The sequence below is a fragment of the Streptomyces sp. NPDC002138 genome (assembly GCF_040296485.1).
Taxonomy (GTDB): Bacteria; Actinomycetota; Actinomycetes; order Streptomycetales; family Streptomycetaceae; genus Streptomyces.
In genome coordinates, this window is sequence record NZ_JBEOXE010000033.1 from 33685 (window position 1) to 54903 (window position 21219).

Here is a 21219-nt window from a genome sequence, read left to right on the forward strand (position 1 = left end):
CCACTGGGTCGGCGAAGGGGCGGGCATGGGCAGCGGCAGGGGCATCGGCACGGACATCGGCGGGGCAACGGGCGGGGCAGCGGGCGGAGTTGCGGTCAGGGGGCTCGACCGGCGGAGATTCCTCGCCGGGGCGCTGGCGGCGGGTGCGGCGGCCGCGGGGCTCGCGGCCGTACCGGCCTCCGCCTCCGCGACGGCGCTCGGTACGCAGGACTGGATGGCCGGGGTCCCCGACTCCACCGCGCTCCAGCGGATGACCATCCCCGGCACGCACGACTCCGGTGCCCGCCTGGGCGGTCTGTACGTCGCCTGCCAGAACACCTCCATAGCCGAGCAGCTCGACTCCGGGATCCGCTTCCTCGACGTGCGCTGCCGGGTCACCGGGGGCTCCTTCGCGGTCCACCACGCGGCGTTCTTCCAGAACCTCATGTTCGGGGACGTCCTGGTGGCCTGCTGGAACTTCCTGGCCGCGCACCCGGGCGAGACCGTGCTGATGCGGGTGAAGCAGGAGTACTCGCAGGAGAGCGATGCGACCTTCCGGGCCGTCTTCGACGACTACCTGGACCACCGCGGCTGGCGGCCGCTGTTCCGGATCGCCGACGCGCTGCCCGGCTCGCTGGGCCAGGCCCGCGGCAAGGTGGTCCTGCTCGCCGACAACGGGGGGCTGCCGGGCCTGCGCTACGGCGACGGCTCGGTCTTCGACATCCAGGACGACTACATGGCCGAGCCCTTCGGCAAGCGCACCAAGATCGAGGCCCAGTTCCGCCGCGCCGTCCAGCAGCCCGGCAAGCTCTTCATGAACTACACGAGCACCGCCGCGGCCCTGCCGCCGCGCTGGAACTCCGACCGGCTCAATCCGCAGGTGCAGTCCTTCGTGGACGGCGGCGAGCTGGCTGGCCGGACCGGGCTGGGGATCGTCCCCATGGACTTCCCCAACACCCGCTCCGGCCTGGTCGGTTCACTGATCCGCCACAACCCCGTCTGAGCCGTACGGCGACTGCGGCGGCGGGGTCGGCGCGCCCGGGAAGCGCAGGACCGCCTGCGCGCCCGGGCCCCCGTCGGGCGCCGCCCGCAGCTCGGCGGTGCCGCCCGTGTGCCGCACCGTACGGGCCACGATCGACAGGCCCAGCCCGCTGCCCGGCAGGGCCCGGGCCGAGGGGGAGCGCCAGAACCGGTCGAAGACGTGCGGGAGGTCCTCGGCGGGGATGCCGGGCCCGTGGTCCCGCACGGTCAGCTCGCCGCCGCGCAGCGCGATCTCGACCGCGCCGCCGGGCGGGCTGAACTTCACCGCGTTGTCCAGGATGTTGACCAGGGCCCGCTCCAGGGCGGGTGCCTCGCCGCGGACGTACCAGGGCTCCAGATCGGCCGTGAAGGTCAGCTCCGGGCCGCGCAGCCGGGCGCGCGACAGGGCGCTGCCCGCGATGTCGTGCAGGGCGACGACCTGGAGCGGGCCCGGTGAGGCGGCGTCCGGGCGGGAGAGCTCCTGGAGGTCGCCGATGAGGGAGGCCAGCTCCGTCATCTGGGCCTTGACCGAGGCGAGCAGCTCCTTGCGGTCCTGCGGGGGGATGGGCCGGCCGGTGTCCTCGCTGCGGGCGAGCAGCTCGATGTTCGTACGGAGCGAGGTGAGCGGCGTGCGCAGCTCGTGGCCCGCGTCGGCGATCAGCTGGGCCTGCCGGTCCCGGGAGGAGGCCAGGGCGCTGGTCATCGAGTTGAAGGAGCGCGAGAGGCGGGCGATCTCGTCGTCGCCGGTGTCGGGGATGCGGACGGTGAGGTCCTCGGTGCGGGCGATGTGCTCGACGGCTCCGGTGAGCTCGTCGACGGGGCGCAGGCCGGTACGGGCCACCCACAGCCCGGCCGCACCCGCGCCGACCACGCCGACGCCGGAGACCAGCAGCAGCACCCAGGCCAGGGTGGACAGCGGCTTGTCGATGTCGGCGAGCGGCTTGGCGACGGAGATCGCGAAGATCTGGCCGCTGGGCTGGCTCGTCACGACCATGGTGTAGACCCGCATGTCGATGCCGTCGGTGGTGGTCACGTCGTGCAGCACGGAGGTCCGCTCCCCGGCCGCGACCTCCCGGTCGAGCGTGGTGACGGGCAGGGTGGCACGGCCGCTGACCCAACAGTGCCGTCCGTTGGCGTCGACGATCTGAACGGTCGCGTTCAGGTTCCCGGCGATCTGCTGCTCGGGCCGGGTCGGCTGCACGATGCAGCCCTCGCGCAGGCTGCGGCCCGCCTGCGCGGTGGCGTTCGTGGACATCAGCGAGCGGTTGAGCTGGTCGGTGAGCTGGGTGCGGACCATCACCCAGGACACGGCGGCGACCGCCGCCACGGCGACGGCCACGGCGACGGCGACGAGCAGGGCCAGGCGCGAGCGCAGGGGCAGCGCGCGGAATCTGGCGGCCGGACTCACTCGGGACCGCCGCTGTCGCCGGAGGCGGCGGCGCGCAGCACGTAGCCGACCCCGCGGACGGTGTGCACGAGGCGCGGCTCGCCCCCCGCCTCGGTCTTGCGGCGCAGGTACATCACGTACACGTCGAGGGAGTTGGAGCTGGGCTCGAAGTCGAAGCCCCAGACGGCCTTGAGGATCTGCTCGCGGGTGAGGACCTGGCGCGGGTGCGCGAGGAACATCTCCAGCAGGGTGAATTCGGTGCGGGTCAGCTCGACGGGCCGCCCGGACCGGGTCACCTCGCGGGTGGCCAGGTCCATGCGCAGGTCGCCGAAGGTCAGGACGTCCTCGGCGGCCGCCGGGGCGTCCGCGGGGGCGGCGTACGAGCTGCGGCGCAGCAGGGCGCGCACGCGGGCGAAGAGCTCGTCCAGCTCGAAGGGCTTGACCAGGTAGTCGTCGGCGCCCGCGTCGAGGCCGGTGACCCGGTCGCCGACGGTGTCGCGGGCGGTCAGCATCAGGATCGGGGTGACGGATCCGGCGGCGCGCAGCCGCCGGGCGGCCGTCAGACCGTCCATCCGGGGCATCTGGATGTCCAGGACGATCAGGTCCGGGGCGTACCCGGCGGCCTTGTCGAGCGCGTCGAGGCCGTCGACGGCGGTCTCGGTGCCGTATCCCTCGAAGGCGAGGCTGCGGCGCAGGGCCTCGCGGACGGCCGGCTCGTCGTCCACGACGAGTACGCGCGCTTCGCCTTCGGCGGGATTCATGGTGGGGTTCCCCAAGTCTTCGTTCGGTGGGACGGTGGCCGGCCGTGCTCTGAAAGCCTGCCACGGCGGCGCGGATCAGTACGAGGTGCCGAAGCCGTTCGCGGCGCCGTTCCCGGCGGTCCCGCCGCTGTCCGCACCGCTTCCGGAGCCCGCGGAGCCGCCCTTGCGCAGGGAGCCCAGGTCGGCCTTGATGGTGTTCACCGGGATGGCGAAGCCGAGGCCGACGCTGCCCGCCCCCGAGCTGTCGCTGGAGGGGGAGTAGATCGCGGAGGGCATGCCGACGATCTCGCCGTTCATGTTGACGAGCGCGCCGCCGGAGTTGCCGGGGTTGAGGGAGGCGTCCGTCTGGATGGCCTTGTACGAGGTGGTGTTCTGGCCGGTGTCGCCGTTGAACTGGCGCCCGCCGTAGGAGAACGGCCATCCCTCGTCGCCGCCCTGCTGCCGCTGGCGCCCGCTCTGCGGGGACTGCTGCTCCGACTTCGGCACGTTCACCTCGCGGTTCAGCGCCGAGACGATGCCGCTGGTGACGGTGCCGGTGAGGCGGTCCGGGGAGCCGATCGCGACGACCTGGTCGCCGACCTTGGTGGTGTCGGAGTTGCCGAACCTGGCGGCCTTGAGGCCGCTCGCGCCCTGCAGCTTGATCAGGGCGAGGTCCTTGTCGGGGTCCGTGCCGACCACCCTGGCCTGGTACTTCTTGCCGTCGCTCAGGGTCACCTGGACCTCGGCGGCGCCGCTCACGACGTGGTTGTTGGTGACGATCTCGCCGTCGGAGGTGACCACGACGCCGGAGCCGGTGCCCTGGCCGGCCGAGGTCGTCGTGTCGATGCGGACGACGGAGGGGCTGACCTGCTCGGCGACGCCGGAGACGGTGCCGATGGTGGACTGCGAGACGTTGGACCCGGTGACGCCGCCGCCGCTGCCGTCCCGGTGGCTGAGGTACTGCTGGATGCCCGCCGAGGTGCCGCCGCCGATGACGGCCGCCGCGATGGCCACCGCGGCGAGCAGGGCGAAGGGGCGGCGGGGGCGGGCGTGCCCGGCGGTCGCGGCGTGGCCGGGTACCTCGCCGGTGACCGGGGGCGGCGGCTGGTGCGCCTCGAACCAGCCGGGGGCCGGAGCCGGGGCCGCGTACGGCGCTTGCGGGGCGGTCGGGGGGTGGACGGGCGGCGGGGGATAGGCGCCGCCGCCCCGGGCCTCGTGCGCCAGTCGGTCATGACCCCGCTGCCAGGTCTCGCCGAAGGGCGCGTCCTGGTGGGGGCCGTTCTCCTGCGGGTCGCCTTCGCGGCGGAAGCTGTCGGTCATGGATACGACTCTGGCGGCGGATCATGAGAGCTTCCTGAGTCCCCGCTGAGAAGCCCGACAGAACCGTGTATGCCCGATATAAGGCCGAGGCCGACGGGCGGTCAGTGGCAGCCGCAGGAGCGGCGGATCACCAGGGCCGAGGGGAACTGCTTGAGGCGCTCGCGCCGGGAGCCCGCGACGCGCAGGGCGTCGTCCAGGACCAGGTCGACCGCGGCGCGCGCCATCGCCGGGCGGTCCGAGGCGACCGTGGTCAGTGGCGGGTCGGTCAGCCCGGCTTCCTTCACGTCGTCGAACCCGGCGACGGCCAGCTCCCCGGGGACGTCGATCCGCAGCTCGCGGGCGGCGCGCAGCACCCCGATGGCCTGGTCGTCGGTGGCGCAGAAGATCGCCGGGGGGCGCTGGGGTCCGGCCAGGACCTCCAGGGCCACCTTGTAGGCGTCGTAGCGGTTGTACGGGGCCTCGAAGAGCCGCCCCTCCGTCGAGCGCCCGGACTCCCGCATCGCGCGGCGCCAGCCCTCGACGTGGTCGGCGACCGGGTCGCCGACGGAGGGGGTGTTCTCGACGCCGCCGATGCAGGCGACGTACTCGTGTCCGTGCTCCAGCAGGTGGCGGGTGGCGAGCTGGGCGCCGCCGATGTCGTCGGTGACGACGGCGACGTCGTCGATGGCCTCGGGGCGCTCGTGCAGCAGCACCACGCGGGCGTCCCAGGCCTCGATCTCGGTGGCGGCGCGCTCGCTCATGCCCTGGCTGACGAGGATCAGCCCGGAGACCCGCATGCCGAGGAAGGCGCGCAGGTAGTGGACCTCGCGCTCGTCCCGGTAGTCGGAATTGCCGACCAGGACCATCTTCCCGCGCTCGGCCGCGGCCTGTTCGACCGCGTGCGCCATCTCCGCGAAGAAGGGCTGCCGGGCGTCGGGGACGATCATGCCTATGAGGTCGGTACGCCGTGAGGCCATGGCCTGCGCGACCCGGTCCGGGCGGTAGCCCAGCTCCTTGATCGCGGCGAGGACACGCTCGCGCGTGGCCGGGGCGACCGGCCGGGGTCCGTTGTTGATGACATAGCTCACGACCGCGGTCGACGTTCCCGCAAGTCGTGCCACATCGTCCCGCGTCACCTTGGCCACGCAGGGGAGTCTACGCGGGGTGACCTAGCTCTGGGCAGGGCGGCCGGGCGTCCGGGTGTGAGGGCCCGTGTCCGCCATCCGGGGGACGGCCCGGTCGGCGTCGGCGATCACCCCGGCGGCGGCCTGGGTGACGGCCTGCTTACGGGCCTCCTCGGCCGCCCGTTCGACCTTCTCCGGGGTCACGAAGCGGTAGCCGACGTTGCGGACGGTGCCGATCAGCGACTCGTGCTCGGGGCCGAGCTTGGCCCGCAGGCGCCGGACGTGGACGTCGACCGTCCGGGTGCCGCCGAAGTAGTCGTACCCCCAGACCTCCTGCAGCAGCTGGGCGCGGGTGAAGACCCGGCCCGGGTGCTGCGCGAGGTACTTGAGCAGCTCGAACTCCTTGAAGGTGAGGTCGAGGACCCGGCCCTTGAGCTTGGCGGAGTACGTCGCCTCGTCGACCGACAGGTCGCCGTTGCGGATCTCCATCGGGGAGTCGTCGGAGCCGAGCTGCTGGCGGCCGGTGGCGAGGCGCAGGCGCGCCTCGACCTCGGCCGGGCCCGCGGTGTCGAGGAGGACGTCGTCGATGCCCCAGTCGGCGGTGACGGCGGCGAGGCCGCCCTCGGTGACGACGAGGATCAGCGGACAGCCCGGGCCGGTGGAGCGCAGCAACTGGCACAGGGAGCGCACCTGGGGCAGATCGCGGCGGCCGTCGATGAGGATCACGTCGGCGCCCGGGGTGTCCACGAGGGCGGGGCCCTCCGCGGGCGCCACCCGGACGCTGTGGAGCAGCAGGCCGAGGGCGGGCAGCACCTCGGTGGACGGCTGCAGGGCGTTCGTCAGCAGCAGCAGTGAACTCATCGCCGCCACCCCCCTGCCGGGGTCTGGCGGTGTCGCCGGTGGTGCACGGTTCGCTGGGCCATCACGTCGGTTCCTCCTCGGTCCCGTCGAGGACATGCGGCACTGCTTCGTACGTCTCGCTGCCGGCGGCCGCGTGTCCCCGCGCCCTGAGGACCGCGTGGCCGCCACTGTTCTCGGTCGTTCGTTCTCGCGTTGTTCAACGTGCTGAAAGCACAAAAGGACCCGGGGGCTACGTTGCCCGGATCCTCTGCGAAGCCAGAGTAGCCCACCGGCCCGGTTCGCGCCGAGGCTTCGCCATGCCCGGATTCTGTGGTCCCCGCCACCCCGCGGCCCTGGTGGTGCCCGGTTTCACCGGATCGGTGGACCCCCGTCGGGCCGGTTGGGCGCATGAGGGGCGCGCGGACGCACGCGGAGGTCGGGGGCCGGAGGGGCCATCATGGAGCCCGACGGTACGGAGCCGACGATAGGAGCTGCAGTGGCAACCGGAACCATCCGCTACTGGGCCGCGGCCAAGTCCGCGGCCAAGACGGCGGAGGAGGCGTACTCGGCGCGGACCCTGGCCGAGGCGCTCGACGCCGTGCGGGAACGCCACCCCGGGGAACTCACCCGGGTGCTGCAGCGCTGCTCCTTCCTGGTGGACGAGCAGCCCGTGGGCCTGCGCCCGCACGAGTCCGTCCCCCTGACCGAAGGCGGCACCGTAGAGGTGCTGCCGCCGTTCGCGGGCGGGTGATCCGATGACCACGCCCACGCCGGACGAGCAGCGGCCCGAGCGGCCGCAGGATCCCTTCGCGGATCCGTACGGAACCCAGACCTGGCAGTCGGAGACCTGGGACACGAGTTATCAGCCGGTCCAGCCGCCCGCCCCGGCCCCGGTGGCGGAGCCGCTGGAAGGGATCCCGGGCCAGGCCTGGGACCTGCCGCAGCAGCCGGTGGCCCCGGAGGGGTGGTTCCGCGAGGAGGCACCGCAGGAGCCGCAGCAGCACCAGCCGTCGCACCAGCAGCCGCAGCCGCACCAGCAGCACCAGCAGCCGCAGCCGCGCCGGGGGCAGCACCGCGCGCCCGACCCGGCTCCCGCTCCCGCCCCGGACTGGTCCCATGGCGGCGCACAGGGCGGTCTCCCGTGGCCGGACGGGTCCGGTGCGGGTGCGGGCGCCGCCGCGGAGACGGCGTACCTGCCGCCCTACCGCGAGGAGCCCGCGGCGGCCGCCGCCGAGACGGCGTACCTGCCGCCCTACCGCGAGGAATCCGTGGCTCCCGCGGCCGCCGAGACCGCGTACCTCCCGCCCTACCGCGAGGAGGACCACCGGAGCGACTTCCCGCAGCCCCACGTCCCGGCCCCCGCGGCCGAGCCGGTGGCTCCGGACGCCTGGTTCCGCGACGCGGCGGCCCTCGCGCAGCCCCCGTACCAGGCCCAGGCCCCCGGCCCGGACTGGTCCCGGGGGGGTGCGGGCGCGCCCTGGCCCGGCGGGGCCGCCCAGGCCGCCGCTCCGGCCGAGGACGCGGCGGAGCGGACCGCCTACCTCCCGCCCTACCCCGGGCCCGGCGAGGCGGCCGCGGAGCCCGTGTACCCCGGGTACGAGGCCCCCGCGCCCCCGCCCCCGCCCGAACCCGCCGCGCAGGCGCCGGCCGGCCCGGTCGAGGGGTACTCCTCGCCCACCCTCGGCGGCAGCACCCGCGTCGTGGACCCCGCCCAGGCCCGCGCCGAGGGCCGCTCGCCGATCATCGACCCGGGTCCGCAGGCGGCCGTGCTGACCGCCGTGCTCGGGCTGCTGCTGGCCGGCGCCGCCGCCGTCGGCCCGTTCGGGCTGGTGGCCCCGCTCATCGCGCTGCAGGCGCTGACCGCCGCGGGCTGGTTCCGGCTCAACGGCATGTGGCCGGCCCGCCAGGGCATCGCCCTCGCCTTCGCCGGAGCCGTGGTCGCGGACATCGCCGTCCTCGCGCTGGGGCGTTCGTACGGGCCGGGCGCGATCATCGGGACGCTGGGTGCGTGGGTGCTGCTGACCCTCGTGCTCCAGCTGCGCAGCCACGCCGACCCCGACGAGCGGATGTACGGGCTGATGGCCTCGGTGGCCTCGGCCGCCCTCGCGATCGTCTGCGCCGGGTACCTGGCCGCCGATCCCGCCGCCGTGAGCGTCGGCGCGGCCGCCGTCGCGGTGGCCGTGTTCGCGCGCGCCCTGCCGCTGCCCACCATGCCCTCCGTCGTGGTCTCGCTGGCCGCCGCGGCCGGTGCGGGCATCGCGGTCGGCGGGCTGACCTCGGTCGGGGTGGGCGGGGCGCTGCTCGGCCTTGCCGCCGGGGCGTGCGCGCTGGTCGGCTCGCGCGTGGCGGCGTACGACTACCCGTCCAAGTTCGTGCACATGACGGCCGGTGTCGCGCTGCCGCTCGCCGCCGCGGCGCCCGCCGTCTACCTGATCGGGCGGGTGGTCGGCTGACCGGTCGGCCGACCCCGGGGGACCGGGGTCATGGTCAACTAGAACGCACGTACCGATTAGTAGGGGGAGTGGAACGTGCGTTTCCTGCGGGTAATCGTGATCATCGCAGTGGTACTGGCCGGGATCCTGGCGGGCGTCGACCGGCTGGCGGTCGGCTACGCCGAGGACCAGCTGGCCGCCAAGGTCCAGGCGGGGCGGGGGCTGGCCGGGGAGACCAGCGTGGACATCCACGGCTTCCCGTTCCTGACCCAGGCGCTGGACCGCCGGCTCGAACAGGTCGACGTGAAGCTGCGCGGGGTCAACGCCGCGGGCCCCGACGGCCGCAAGATCCGGATATCCGAACTCGACGCGCGCTTCCACGACGTGACGCTGAACAGCGGCTACACCAGCGGCAAGGCGGCGCGTGCCGACGGGTCCGCGCTGATCTCGTACGCGGACCTGACCGAGGCCTCGCAGAACGGCGTCACCGTGACCTACGGCGGGGCCCCGGGCAAGGTGAAGGTGACCGCGTCCGTCGAGGTGCTGGGCCGGTCCCTGACGCGCAGCGTGGTCTCCACGATCAGCCTGGTGAACGGGACGACGGTGCGCGTGCGCGCCGACGAGGTGCCGGGCGAGGGCGTCCCGGGCGTCGAGTCCCTGGTGCGCAAGCGCACCGACTTCGACCGGAACCTCGACGGCGGTCTGCCGACCGGGCTGAAGCTCTCCGCGCTGACCTCCGACGAGGGCGGTGTGCACCTCACGGTGGACGGCTCGGACGTGGTGCTGGCCGGATCGTGAGACGGGTTGGTCCGATCCGCAGGCGGATCGGACCTTCCGGCCTGCTCCGAGGGGGTTCCGGGGCCCTTCGGAGGGGGCGCGGGGGAGCTCGTATCCCACTATGCGGACGATCCTGTCTCGGAATATGACACGCCGGTGACAGGGCGGCCGATTCGTCCCTACGATCCATGGCTATGAAGCATCAGCAGGCGGATCTCACGAAGCGACGGGCAGTAGACCTGTGTCGCGTCGCCGCCATGCTCTGTCGCCCTTTCTGAGCGACCCGCTCCCCTTCGGCCGGACGACGGCCTTCCGCGTGTGACCGCCCTGCCTCCCGTCCCCTCGCCTCCCCGCGCGGGTCGTCGAAGCGCACCCGGATCCACGCGCGGCAGCCATCGGAGCGGCCGACGCAGCGCCACCGCACCGCACCCGCAGGACCCGCACCGCCCCGCCGCACACTGCCCCGGAGGAGAACACCATGAGCCGCAGCGACGTCCTCGTAGACGCCGACTGGGTCGAGGCCCACCTGAACGACGCGAACGTCGTCATCGTCGAGGTGGACGAGGACACGTCCGCCTACGACAAGAACCACATCACGAACGCCGTCCGCATCGACTGGCAGCGCGACCTCCAGGACCCGGTGCGCCGCGACTTCGTGGACCAGGAGGGCTTCGAGAAGCTCCTCTCGGCCAAGGGCATCGCCAATGGCGACACGGTCGTCCTCTACGGCGGCAACAACAACTGGTTCGCGTCCTACGCCTACTGGTACTTCAAGCTCTACGGCCACCAGGACGTCCGCCTGCTCGACGGCGGCCGCAAGAAGTGGGAGCTGGACTCCCGCGACCTGGTCGACGGCTCCGACGTCCCGCAGCGCCCGGCCACCGAGTACAAGGCCAAGCCCCAGGACTCCTCGATCCGCGCCTTCCGCGACGACGTCGTGGCCGCGATCGGCACGCAGAACCTGGTCGACGTGCGCTCGCCCGACGAGTTCAGCGGCAAGCTGCTCGCCCCGGCGCACCTCCCGCAGGAGCAGTCGCAGCGCCCCGGCCACGTGCCGAGCGCCCGCAACATCCCGTGGTCGAAGAACGCCAACGACGACGGCACCTTCAAGTCCGACGAGGAGCTGACGGCCCTCTACCAGGCCGAGCAGGTCGACCTGGCGAAGGACACCATCGCGTACTGCCGCATCGGTGAGCGCTCCGCGCTCACCTGGTTCGTGCTGCACGAGCTGCTGGGCCAGGAGAACGTCCGCAACTACGACGGCTCGTGGACCGAGTACGGCTCGCTGGTCGGCGTGCCGATCGAGCTGGGCGCCAACAAGTAACCCGCTACGACCTGTAGCGCGTACGCGAAGACCTCTCCAGGACAGGACAGAGAACATGTGTGGAGCACAGATCGGCGGGCCCTCCCTCGACACGCTCAAGCCGGGCGAGACGGCCATCCAGGGCCAGATCACCCAGGGCGGCGAGCCGGTGTCCGGCTACGTCCGCCTGCTGGACTCGACCGGTGAGTTCACGGCCGAGGTCCCGACCTCGGCGACCGGCCAGTTCCGCTTCTACGCCGCCGAAGGCACCTGGACCCTGCGGGCGCTGGTCCCGGGCGCCAAGGCGGACCGTACCGTCGTCGTCGCCGAGACCGGTGGCGTGACGGACGTGGCCATCGCGGTCTGAACACCGCGCACCACATGAACCGGCCGAAGGGCCGCACCCCCGGGGGTTGGACGCCACTGGATCGGGGTGCGGCCCTTCGCGCCGTCCGGATTCGGTTCTATCCTTGGGACATGTACGCCCGGCGTCGGCGCGGCTATTTCCTGCTCATGGGCGGGTGCCTGTTCCTGTTCGTCTCCGCCTGGTCGTGGGTGCGCCTGATCTCGGTGCCGGCGGCCGTGGCGCTGTGCGTCGTCGCGATGCTGATCCCGCCGGTCGCCGCGATGACGGCGAACCGGCGCGGCCCGGACGACCGCTGGTGGGACGACCCCTCGGGGGACCCGAAGTCCGACGAGTGGTGGGACGAGCTGGACGGGAAGCGGCGGCGGGACGAGCCCCGCGACGACTGATCCCGTGATGAGGGGTCCGCGACGCCGTCCCATGGCGGAATGATTGATTCCTCGCTATCGAACCGTAATAACAGTGCGTACAACTTCACCCCTGAGATACAAGTCCTCCATGTGCACAGGCGATGCATCCTGTGGCCGCAGTCCTGTGGGGGGACCCTCTCTTGGAACACGAACAGACCATCCCCGAGCTGAGGAAAGAGGGCGAGAACGCCCTGGATCCGGACAGCTCGGAATTTCCGGTGGCAAACACCCCGGACGCTACGCTCAGTGACACCCGCCCACGTCGCCGCCGGGGCCGTACGGCGCTCCTGATCGCGGCCGCGGCCGTCCTCGGCGTGGGGGCCGGGGTCGCCACGGGCTACGGGGTGCAGTACCAGCGCCCGCCGACGCCACTGGCGCCGCTGGCCCAGCAGCAGCTGGTCGCCCCCAAGCCGGTCAAGGCGGACGACTCGACCACGTACCGCTCGGTGAACGCGAACCGCTGGGACAAGACCGACGACGACCTGACCAAGCTGCTGCTGGAGGCGCCGAAGGGCGCGGAGCAGGTCCAGCGGGGCTACCGGCCCGTCGGCGAGTGGGCGGCCAACTGGTTCAACGAGCCCGGCCGGGGGTTCGTCTCGGTCAACTCGAGCGACATCCGCCGGGTCGCGGTGTCCCACTGGTACGCGGGCGGCCGCGCCACGGTGACGATCAGCCTGCTGCAGTTCCGCGACCGCACGGGCGCGGCGCAGTTCCAGGCGAGCCAGGCCAGTTACATGCCGAGCTCGAAGAGCGGCGCAGGGAACCTGGGCGTCGCGATGCCGGACGGCCTCAAGGGCGTCGGCCGCGCGTGGGTGTACTCCAAGCCCCACGAGGAGGCCGGCTACATGCCCCTCTACGAGGCCCGGGCGATCGTCCGGGTCGGCAACATCGTCATGTACACGGAGTACCTCGACAACACGGGGCAGATCTCCGACCAGGACATCGTCGACCTGGCCAAGCGACAGGTGGAACAGCTGTGACCGACCCGCAGACCCCGCCGCGGGCGGACGGGCGGGCCCCGGCCCTCTCCGAGATCTCCTTCGAGCCGATCGAGGACGCGGGAGCGGCGGCCCCGCCCCTCGGCGCGCCCGCGCCCGAGCTCCTGGCCACCGCCCGGCCGCCGCGCGCGGTCGACCGCAAGGCCGCGGCCGCCCTCGGCGCCGTCCTGGCCCTCGCGGTCGTCGGTGGCTTCGGCGTGTGGGCGAAGGGCTGGATCGGCGACGCCGCCCGCAGCGCCCGCACCGTGTACTGGCAGGCGAAGGACCCCGCCCCGGGCGCCGACGCGCCCACCCCGCCCGCCGTGTCGCTGGGCGACCTCGGCGACCGGCTGCTCCCGGTGCCGGACCACTACCGGCCGGGTCCCGACCTGGGCGAGCGCAGCAACTACTTCACCGTGCCGGGCGCCAAGGCCGCCCAGCTGATGAAGGAGAGCAACCGCAACCTCGCCGCCGACCGGCGCGAGGAGAGCGACAAGATGATCGACCAGCTCAAGCTCAAGGGCCAGGCGGGACGCACCTTCCGCGACGAGAGCGGGGACCGGGTCGTCGAGATCTCGATCACGCAGGCCGATCCGCAGGCGGTCAGCCAGTTCGGCGAGTTCACCAAGAAGCTGCTGGAGTTCCTCGGCGACGACCGCGAGGCCCCCAAGGTCGAGGGGTACCCCGACGCCAAGTGCTCGCTGCGGGCCATCGGCGACGGGGAGAAGAACGACGAGGGCGAGAAGCGGGAGCCGCTGGAGTCGGTCCTGTGCACCGCCTCCCAGGGCGACTTCCTGATCAGCTTCCACGCCTACGGCCCCAAGCCGTTCAACGCCGGCGAAGAGGTCAAGCTCTTCCGCCGGCAGCTCGACCGCCTGAAGTCCCCCGGGGAGTCCGCGTGACCGACAAGACCGCCACCGAGACCCTCCCGGCCCCCGCCGGGAGCACGCCCCCGGCCGAGCCCGCGAACCCCTTCGCCGCACCGGACCTGTCCGGGATCCCGGTCCCCCCGGCCGCCCCCCGGGACCGCCGCGCGCTCTTCGCCGCCCTGCGCTGGACGGCGGCCGCGCTGGTCTTCGCCGTCGCCGCCGCGGGGACGGCGTACGCCGTGATCAAGCCCGCGCGCACGGACATCCCGGGCCTGGCCACCAAGGACGACGGCCGCTGGACGTACCCCGCGGTCGCCAAGCCGGTGCTGCCCGCGGGCGCCCCGCTGCCCTTCACCCCGGACAACGCCGACGGCATCCACTACGCCGCGCTGAGCCAGCTGCTCCTGCCCGCCCCGGAGGGCTCCAGGCCCGACGAGAGCCTCAAGGCGGACAAGGACGGCATGGTCACCCAGGACCGCTTCCTGGAGGAGTACTCCGAGAAGTACCGGGAGCAGCTGCGCAGGGGGCTGCGGGAGGAGTCCGCGCTGCGCCAGATCGCCGGCCGCGGCTGGACCACGGCCGACGGCACCGCGACCCGCGTCTACCTGCTGCGCTTCCACTCGGCGGGCTTCGCGAGCACCTTCGACGGCTGCAAGTCGGGCATGACCTTCGCCGGGGCGGACGCCCTCGAGCTGGACCCGGCCTGGGACCGGGCGCAGAACGGGCAGGCCAAGGCCGGGCGGATGGAACACACCGCCGTCACCGTCTGGGCCGAGGAGAAGCCCTACGGTCCGCAGCAGACCAAGGTCGGCTGCGTGCAGTCCGGCGACCTCCTCGCCCTGGTGATCCAGACCCACCAGGGCACCGTCCCCGACGTGCCCTTCCACCAGACGGTGATCCTCCAGGACCAGCTCCTGGAATAGCGCGCGGGCGGGCCGTGAGCGGTACGGCCTACCTCACACGGTGCCCCGGGGCCCGGGCCAGTAGGCTTGGGCCCCGGCCCGTATCGCCACCCGAAGCCCAAACGAACCTTCCGAGGAGCACCCCGTGCTTGAGGCAGTCTTCACCTCCCTGCTGGTCCTGGTCTGCGTCGGCGTTCTCGCCTTCAGCGGTCTGGCCGTGAAGAAGCTGTACCAGGGCCAGCGCTGATCTCCTGATCGGCCGCCCTCCGGAACCCCTCCTCCCACAGATCGCCTGAGCAGCCATTCATGATCCAGATCCCGTCCGACCTGAACCCGGACCTCCTGCCCCTCGCCTTCCTCCTCGGTACCTGGGAGGGCGCGGGCGTCTTCGACTACCCCGGTGAAGAGAAGTGCAACTTCGGCCAGGAGGTCGTCTTCAGCCATGACGGCCGGGACTTCCTGGAGTACTCCTCGCACACGTGGGTCCTCGACGCCGACGGCAAGAAGGTCCGCCCGCTGGAGTCCGAGAAGGGCTACTGGCGCATCGACAAGGAGCGCAAGGTCGAGGTCGTCATGGTCCGCGACCAGGGCGTCGTGGAGATCTGGTACGGCGACCTGGCCGACCAGAAGCCCCAGATCGACCTGATCACCGACGCGGTCGCGCGCACCGCGTCCTCCCGCCCGCACAGCGGCGGCAAGCGGCTCTACGGCTACGTCAAGGGCGACCTGATGTGGGTCGGCGAGAAGGCCACCCCCGAGATCGAGCTGCGCCCGTACATGTCGGCCCAGCTGAAGAAGGTCGTCACGCCCGAGGAGGTCGCCGAGATGGCGCGCAACCTCCCGGACATGCCGGACGACGGCATCGCCTTCTTCCGCTGAGCCCCGGCGGCTACGCACGGTGAAAGGGGATCGCGGACCCTCCGCGATCCCCTTCCGCACGCCTACACTGGGCCCGTGGTGAGCACCGACTGGAAGAGTGACCTGCGGCAGCGCGGATACCGCCTGACCCCGCAGCGCCAGCTCGTGCTGGAAGCGGTGGACGTCCTCGAGCACGCCACCCCCGACGAGCTGCTCGTACATGTACGCAAGACCGCTTCCGGCGTGAACATCTCCACCGTCTACCGGACCCTGGAGCTGCTGGAGGAGCTGGGCCTGGTCTCGCACGCCCACCTCGGGCACGGCGCGCCGACGTACCACCTCGCGGACCGGCACCACCACATCCACCTGGTGTGCCGGGACTGCACCGAGGTCATCGAGGCGGACGTGGACGTCGCCGCCGAGTTCACCGCGAAGCTGCGCGCCGACTTCGGCTTCGAGACCGACATGAAGCACTTCGCGATCTTCGGGCGCTGCCGCGACTGCGCCGCCAAGGCGGCGTCCGCACAGTCGTAGGCTTGGGTCCATGACCAGCCCTTTGCTCAATCTTCCCGGTGCGGTGGCGGCAGAAGGCCGTGACGAGGGCGTAGCAGCCCACTACGGAGAGCTGTACGGCGAACAGCGCGCCCTCGCCGACGGCCGCGGCTTCGTCGACCTCTCGCACCGCGGCGTCATCACCGTCACCGGTCCCGAACGGCTGTCCTGGCTGCACCTGCTGCTCACCCAGCACCTCACCGAACTGCCGCCCGGCCAGGCCACCGAGGCGCTGATCCTCTCCGCCAACGGACACATCGAGCACGCCCTCTACCTGGTCGACGACGGCGAGACGGTCTGGGCGCACGTCGAGCCCGGCACCCAGGAGGCGCTGCTCGCCTACCTGGAGTCGATGAAGTTCTTCTACCGCGTCGAAACCGCCGACCGCACGGCCGACTTCGCCGTGGTCCACCTCCCGGCGGGCTCGACCGCCGAGGTGGCGAAGGAGCACGCGGTACGGGAGACCCCGTACGGCCGCGACGTGTTCCTGCCCCGCGCGGAGCTGGAGGCCTTCGCCGCGGCCCACGGCCCGGCCGCCGGGCTGGACGCGTACGAGGCGCTGCGCGTCGAGGCCCACCGGCCTCGGCTCGGCGCCGAGACCGACCACCGCACGATCCCGCACGAGCTGGGCTGGATCGGCACCGCCGTTCACCTGCAGAAGGGCTGCTACCGCGGGCAGGAGACGGTCGCCCGCGTCCACAACCTGGGGAAGCCGCCGCGCCGCCTGGTCTTCCTGCACCTGGACGGCTCGGACGTGCTGCTGCCGCCGCACGGCACGCCCGTACGGCTCGCCGCCGACGGCTCGGAGGGCCGCCAGCTCGGCTTCGTCACCACCGCGGTCCGCCACCACGAGCTGGGGCCGATCGCGCTCGCCCTGGTGAAGAGGAACGTCCCGGTGGACGCGGAGCTGCTGGCCGGCACGATCGCGGCCGCGCAGGAGACGGTCGTGGAGCCGTAGGACCGTGGAGCCGTAGGACCGTGGAGCCGTGCCGCCTTCCGGACGTCGGCACGGCCGTCGGTGACTAGATGTCGATGACGATGGTGAACGGGCCGTGGTTGGTGAGCGAGACGCGCATGTCCGCCCCGAACCGGCCCGTCTCCACCGTCGCCCCGAGCGCGCGCAGCTGCGCGACGACCTCGTCCACCAGCGGCTCGGCGACCGGCCCGGGAGCCGCCGCGTTCCAGGTGGGGCGGCGGCCCTTGCGGGCGTCGCCGTAGAGCGTGAACTGGGAGATCACCAGCAGGGGCGCGTCCACGTCACTGCACGATTTCTCGGCCTCCAGGATCCGGACGGACCACAGCTTGCGCGCCAGCAGCGCGGCCTTCTCCGGAGTGTCGTCGTGGGTCACCCCCACCAGGACGCACAGCCCCTCGCCGACGATCTCGCCCACGGTCTCGCCCGCCACGACGACGCTCGCGCCGTCCACCCTCTGCACCACTGCTCGCATACCACCTGTGTACCAGGCGTGCACCCGTCCGGGGCCGATCGGGTGGAGTGGGACTGCGTCCACACCACGGAGAGTGGCACGATGCGTGCAGGCGGTGCTGCCATGCACCGGTCGAGGGGACGGACATGAACGCATGAATATTTCTGACACCGGCACCGGCATCGACACCTCGGCGCTCTCCGCCGCCGCCGCGGTACGGCCGCCCGCGCAGCGCACCGGTACGGGCAGCACCGGCGACGCACCGCAGGCCGCCGGCTCGCTCGGCCTGCCGGAGCTGCGCGCCCTGCGCCGCGACGCGCAGCGCGACGAGGCCGACCTGAGCTACGTCCGCAGACTCCTGCAGGGCCGGATCGACATCCTGCGCGCCGAACTGGCCCGGCGCACCGACCCCGAGTCGCCCGTCGTCGACCGGCTCTCCGAGATCCTCGCCGACGCACCCTCCAGCCGCAGCGCCTCCGCGCGCCACGTCACGCTCGGCACCCCGCACAGCGAGGAGTACCGCCTGCTGGCGACGGAGATGCTGGCCGATGTGGAGCTGTCGGACCTGGGCGCCCGTACGGACGGTGAGCTGCACGACGGGATGGGCAAGCTGGTCCGCTACGAGCAGCAGGTCTCGCGGCGCCGCCGGCAGTTGCAGCGCACGGCGGACGACTGCAGCGCGGAGATCACCCGGCGCTACCGGGAGGGCGAGGCGCAGGTGGACGACCTGCTGCTCTGAGCCGCCGCTCCGGCCTGTCCGTCTCATCCGCCGGGCTCATCCGCCGGGCTCATCCGCCGGGCTCACCCGCCGGGCTCATCCGCCGGTCCGCCCGGCGGGAAAATGGGGCGACCGGACGCCACGGGCGCGATTAGCGTGGCCTGTTATGAGCACTGACGTCCGGACCATCGTCGAATCCGAGCTTCCCGAGTGGTTGCAAGCCGTGTCGACCGGCTTTCTGGACGCCTCGGTGGTGACCGAGGCGGACATCGTTCAGCGCACCAAGTACACCGATCTCTCCCGCACTCAGGGTGCCTTCGACGCGGACACCGGCCGCTGCGTGGGCACCTTTCGTTCGTTCGCCCAGGAGTTGACCGTGCCGGGCGGCGCGCGGGTGGCGGCGAGCGCGGTCTCCAACGTCACCGTCTCGCCCACGCACCGGCGCCGCGGGCTGCTCAGCCGGATGATGCGCGCCGACCTGACCGCCGCCAAGGAGCGCGGGGACGTGCTGTCGACGCTGATCGCCGCCGAGTATCCGATCTACGGGCGGTACGGGTACGGGCCCGCCACGGCCATATCGGAATGGGAGATCGACGTCCCGCGCACCGGACTCGATCCGCGCTGGGCCGCCCCCGAGGGCGGCGCGCGGATCGACCTCGTGGACGCCGCCGAGGTACGGCGGGTGGGCCCCGCCCTGCACGAGCGGTTGCGGGCCACGACGCACGGCGCGGTCAACCGGACGGAACGCTGGTGGGACCTGGCCACCGGCGCGGAGGAGATCTCCGTACGCCCCTACAAGCCCACGTTCCACGCCGTCTACCGCTCGGCTGCCGGTGCGGTGGAGGGGCTGGTGGCCTACCGGGCCGACGACCACTGGGCGGACGCGAAGGTCCCGATGAACACGGTCACGGTCAAGGACCTGATCGGGGTCACCGTGGCGGCGCAGCGGGCGCTGTGGCACTACCTGTGCTCCATCGACTGGGTGATGAAGGTGCGCACCGGTTACCGGGCCCCGGACGACCTCGCTCCGCTGCTGCTGCCCGACCCGCGTGCCGCCCGGGTCCTGACCAGCGCCGATTACCTCTGGGTGCGGCTGCTGGACGTGGCGGCGGCGCTCCGGGCGCGGACGTACGCCGTGTCCGGGTCCCTGGTTCTGGAGGTCACGGACGCGGCCGGGCCGGCCGGGGGCCGCTTCCGGCTGGATGCGGAAGCCGGGGCGGGGTCGGCGCGGTGCGCTGCGACCGCCGAGCCCGCGGACCTGCGGCTGGACGTGGGCCTGCTGGGCTCGCTCTACCTCGGCGACGAGTCCGCGGTGCGGCTGGCGGCGCTGGGCGGGATCGAGGAGCTGCGGCCGGGGGCGGTGGCGCTGGCGGACGCGCTGCTGCGCACCGGGCGGCGCCCGTGGTGCCCGGACGTCTTCTGACCCGCCCGTCACCCGGGGCTGTCACACCGGGGGTCGCGCATCCGTCAGAGGTATGACGAAGGGGAGCACGGGATGAACGAGCACGAGCACGAGAACGAGCACGAGGGTGGCAACGCGAGCGACGTGCTGGCGGCGCGGTTCGAGGAGCGGCGCACGCACCTGCGGGCCGTCGCCTACCGCATGCTCGGCTCGCTGGCCGAGGCCGACGACGCCGTCCAGGAGGCCTGGATCCGGCTCGACCGCTCCGACACCGGCGAGGTCGCCAATCTGGGCGGCTGGCTCACCACGGTCGTCGCCCGGGTCTGCCTGGACCAGCTGCGCTCCCGCAGGTCCCGCCGCGAGGAGTCCCTGGAGGCGCGGATCCACGTACCGGACCCCATCGTGAGCCGCGCCGAAGGCCTCGACCCCGAGCAGGAGGTCCTGCTCGCGGACTCGGTCGGGCTCGCCCTGCTCGTCGTCCTGGAACAGCTCGCGCCCGCGGAGCGCCTCGCGTTCGTCCTGCACGACATGTTCGGGGTGACCTTCGACGAGATCGCCCCCATCGTGGAGCGCACCCCGGCCGCCGCCCGGCAGCTCGCCAGCCGGGCGCGGCGCCGGGTCCAGGGCGGTGCGCCCGTCCCCGATGCGGACCTGGGGCGGCAGCGGGAGGTCGTCGGGGCCTTCCTCGCCGCGTCGCGCGGGGGCAGCTTCGAGGACCTGATCGCGGTCCTGGACCCGGAGGTCGTGCTGCGCGTGGACCTCGGGGAGGTGGCGGGCGGGCTCAGCGGGCCGGTGCGCGGCGCGGCAGCGGTGGCCCGGCAGGCGCTCACCTTCCAGCGGCTGTCGCCCTTCGCGCGGCCCGCCCTCGTCAACGGCGCGCCCGGCGCGGTCACGATGCCCGACGGCAAGCCGGTCGCGGTCATGGGCTTCACGGTCAGCGGCGGCCGCATCGTCGCGATCGACATCCTGGCGGACCCGGTCCGTCTGGAACACCTCGATGTCGCAGTCTTGGAGGACTGAGCCACTTGTCTTCGACGCCCACGTCAGTGGAGAACCTCGTCGCCACCCTGCGCGCGGCGGGCTGCGTTTTCGCGGAGGAGGAGGCGGAGTTGCTGCTGGCCGCCGCCGCGGAGGGCGCGGACCTGGCCGCGCTGGTGGCGCGCCGGGTGGCCGGGCAGCCGCTGGAACACGTGGTGGGCTGGGCCGAGTTCTGCGGGCTGCGGATGGCGGTGGGCGAGGGGGCGTTCGTACCGCGCCGGCGCAGCGAGTTCCTGGTGCGCGAGGCCGTGGCGCGCGGGCGGTCCGGCGCGGTGGTGCTGGACCTGTGCTGTGGGGTGGGCGCGGTCGGGGCGGCCGTGGCGGCGCGGCTCGGCGGGCGGGGCGGGCGCGTGGAGCTGCACGCCGCCGACATCGACCCGGCAGCGCTCTCGTACGCCGTGCGCAACGTGGCCGCGTACGGCGGCCGGGTCTACGCGGGCGACCTGTACGGTCCGCTGCCCGGCGCGCTGATGGGCCGGATCGACGTCCTGGTCGCGAACGCGCCGTACGTGCCCACGGAGGAGATCGGGCTGCTGCCGCCGGAGGCCCGCGAGCACGAACCGCTGACCAGCCTGGACGGCGGCGCGGACGGCGTCGCGGTCCAGCGCCGGGTCGCGGCGGGCGCCCTGCCGTGGCTCGCGCCGGGTGGGCGGCTGCTGATCGAGACCAGCGACCGGCAGGCGCCGTGGACCACCGAGGCGCTGACGAGGGCCGGGTTCGGCGAGGTCGAGGTGGTGTCCTCGGAGGAGCTCGACGCGACCGTGGTCATCGGTACGGCCGCGTCGTAACCGGGTTACGGCG

24 protein-coding genes are annotated in these 21219 nt (G+C 73.0%); 18 read left to right on the forward strand and 6 right to left on the reverse strand.

The genetic code is table 11. The features are described 5' to 3' along the window. Positions 1–25: 25 nt before the first annotated feature. Positions 26–982 (forward strand): phosphatidylinositol-specific phospholipase C, encoded by a 957-nt coding sequence (locus ABT084_RS21830; protein ID WP_351046356.1) that lies wholly within the window; start codon positions 26–28, stop codon positions 980–982. Here the strand turns inward: ABT084_RS21830 and ABT084_RS21835 are convergent. From ABT084_RS21835 to ABT084_RS21855, 5 genes are all read right to left on the reverse strand, one after another. Further along, on the reverse strand, positions 956–2407 hold the full coding sequence (locus ABT084_RS21835) for a sensor histidine kinase (RefSeq protein WP_351046359.1): 1452 nt from the start codon (positions 2405–2407) through the stop codon (positions 956–958). The two genes, ABT084_RS21830 and ABT084_RS21835, sit on opposite strands and share 27 nt — an antisense overlap. Beyond that, positions 2404–3147 (reverse strand): response regulator transcription factor, encoded by a 744-nt coding sequence (locus ABT084_RS21840; protein ID WP_351046362.1) that lies wholly within the window; start codon positions 3145–3147, stop codon positions 2404–2406. The genes ABT084_RS21835 and ABT084_RS21840 overlap by 4 nt, the downstream gene beginning before the upstream one ends. Before the next feature lie 75 nt (positions 3148–3222). Beyond that, positions 3223–4446, reverse strand: coding sequence for a S1C family serine protease (locus tag ABT084_RS21845; RefSeq protein ID WP_351046365.1), 1224 nt, complete (start codon positions 4444–4446; stop codon positions 3223–3225). Positions 4447–4547: 101 nt separating this feature from the next. Next, entirely contained in the window at positions 4548–5570 is a 1023-nt protein-coding gene (locus tag ABT084_RS21850; protein ID WP_351046368.1) for a LacI family DNA-binding transcriptional regulator, read from the reverse strand. Positions 5571–5594: 24 nt separating this feature from the next. Beyond that, a complete protein-coding gene (locus ABT084_RS21855; RefSeq protein WP_351046371.1) occupies positions 5595–6410 on the reverse strand; it encodes a winged helix-turn-helix transcriptional regulator in 816 nt (271 codons plus the stop codon). A 475-nt stretch (positions 6411–6885) separates the two neighbouring features. Here ABT084_RS21855 and ABT084_RS21860 point away from each other — a divergent pair, with 475 nt between their 5' ends. From ABT084_RS21860 to ygfZ, 13 genes are all read left to right on the forward strand, one after another. Further along, a complete protein-coding gene (locus ABT084_RS21860) occupies positions 6886–7140 on the forward strand; it encodes a MoaD/ThiS family protein (protein WP_351046374.1) in 255 nt (84 codons plus the stop codon). Positions 7141–7657: 517 nt separating this feature from the next. After that, the gene (locus tag ABT084_RS21865) at positions 7658–8842 is read left to right on the forward strand and encodes a hypothetical protein (protein WP_502968992.1); all 1185 of its coding nucleotides are present in this window, start codon (positions 7658–7660) and stop codon (positions 8840–8842) included. Positions 8843–8917: 75 nt separating this feature from the next. Beyond that, entirely contained in the window at positions 8918–9619 is a 702-nt protein-coding gene (locus ABT084_RS21870) for an LmeA family phospholipid-binding protein (RefSeq protein ID WP_351046380.1), read from the forward strand. A gap of 173 nt (positions 9620–9792) precedes the next feature. After that, the gene (locus tag ABT084_RS21875; RefSeq protein ID WP_351046484.1) at positions 9793–9876 is read left to right on the forward strand and encodes an Ms5788A family Cys-rich leader peptide; all 84 of its coding nucleotides are present in this window, start codon (positions 9793–9795) and stop codon (positions 9874–9876) included. A gap of 200 nt (positions 9877–10076) precedes the next feature. Further along, positions 10077–10922 (forward strand): sulfurtransferase, encoded by an 846-nt coding sequence (locus tag ABT084_RS21880; RefSeq protein WP_351046383.1) that lies wholly within the window; start codon positions 10077–10079, stop codon positions 10920–10922. Positions 10923–10977: 55 nt separating this feature from the next. Next, the gene (locus tag ABT084_RS21885) at positions 10978–11268 is read left to right on the forward strand and encodes a DUF1416 domain-containing protein (RefSeq protein ID WP_330331710.1); all 291 of its coding nucleotides are present in this window, start codon (positions 10978–10980) and stop codon (positions 11266–11268) included. A 110-nt stretch (positions 11269–11378) separates the two neighbouring features. After that, positions 11379–11654, forward strand: a complete 276-nt coding sequence (locus tag ABT084_RS21890; protein ID WP_502968991.1) for a DUF3099 domain-containing protein — start codon at positions 11379–11381, stop codon at positions 11652–11654. Positions 11655–11815: 161 nt separating this feature from the next. Next, complete coding sequence (locus tag ABT084_RS21895; RefSeq protein ID WP_351046386.1) at positions 11816–12655, forward strand: hypothetical protein; 840 nt, start codon at positions 11816–11818, stop codon at positions 12653–12655. Continuing rightward, the gene (locus ABT084_RS21900; protein ID WP_351046389.1) at positions 12652–13554 is read left to right on the forward strand and encodes a hypothetical protein; all 903 of its coding nucleotides are present in this window, start codon (positions 12652–12654) and stop codon (positions 13552–13554) included. Before ABT084_RS21895 ends, ABT084_RS21900 begins: the two co-directional genes overlap by 4 nt. Beyond that, the gene (locus ABT084_RS21905) at positions 13551–14444 is read left to right on the forward strand and encodes a hypothetical protein (protein ID WP_351046392.1); all 894 of its coding nucleotides are present in this window, start codon (positions 13551–13553) and stop codon (positions 14442–14444) included. Before ABT084_RS21900 ends, ABT084_RS21905 begins: the two co-directional genes overlap by 4 nt. A 285-nt stretch (positions 14445–14729) precedes the next feature. Then, positions 14730–15302, forward strand: coding sequence for a heme-binding beta-barrel domain-containing protein (locus ABT084_RS21910; protein WP_351046395.1), 573 nt, complete (start codon positions 14730–14732; stop codon positions 15300–15302). 75 nt (positions 15303–15377) lie between these two features. Then, on the forward strand, positions 15378–15815 hold the full coding sequence (locus ABT084_RS21915) for a Fur family transcriptional regulator (protein ID WP_351046398.1): 438 nt from the start codon (positions 15378–15380) through the stop codon (positions 15813–15815). A gap of 10 nt (positions 15816–15825) precedes the next feature. Further along, a complete protein-coding gene (gene ygfZ, locus ABT084_RS21920) occupies positions 15826–16791 on the forward strand; it encodes a CAF17-like 4Fe-4S cluster assembly/insertion protein YgfZ (RefSeq protein WP_351046400.1) in 966 nt (321 codons plus the stop codon). 64 nt (positions 16792–16855) lie between these two features. On the opposite strand, the gene dtd is transcribed toward ygfZ, so the two are convergent. Beyond that, the gene (dtd, locus tag ABT084_RS21925; RefSeq protein ID WP_328299532.1) at positions 16856–17281 is read right to left on the reverse strand and encodes a D-aminoacyl-tRNA deacylase; all 426 of its coding nucleotides are present in this window, start codon (positions 17279–17281) and stop codon (positions 16856–16858) included. 133 nt (positions 17282–17414) lie between these two features. Between dtd and ABT084_RS21930 the strand changes: the two genes are divergently transcribed. The 4 genes from ABT084_RS21930 to ABT084_RS21945 all read left to right on the forward strand — a co-directional run bounded on the left by ABT084_RS21930 (position 17415) and on the right by ABT084_RS21945 (position 21206). Beyond that, the gene (locus ABT084_RS21930) at positions 17415–17999 is read left to right on the forward strand and encodes an RsiG family protein (RefSeq protein ID WP_351046403.1); all 585 of its coding nucleotides are present in this window, start codon (positions 17415–17417) and stop codon (positions 17997–17999) included. Positions 18000–18144: 145 nt separating this feature from the next. Next, positions 18145–19401, forward strand: a complete 1257-nt coding sequence (locus ABT084_RS21935; protein ID WP_351046405.1) for a GNAT family N-acetyltransferase — start codon at positions 18145–18147, stop codon at positions 19399–19401. Positions 19402–19473: 72 nt separating this feature from the next. Further along, complete coding sequence (locus ABT084_RS21940) at positions 19474–20400, forward strand: sigma-70 family RNA polymerase sigma factor (protein ID WP_351046408.1); 927 nt, start codon at positions 19474–19476, stop codon at positions 20398–20400. Between the two features lie 5 nt (positions 20401–20405). Continuing rightward, a complete protein-coding gene (locus tag ABT084_RS21945) occupies positions 20406–21206 on the forward strand; it encodes a putative protein N(5)-glutamine methyltransferase (protein ID WP_351046409.1) in 801 nt (266 codons plus the stop codon). Positions 21207–21219 lie beyond the last annotated feature (13 nt).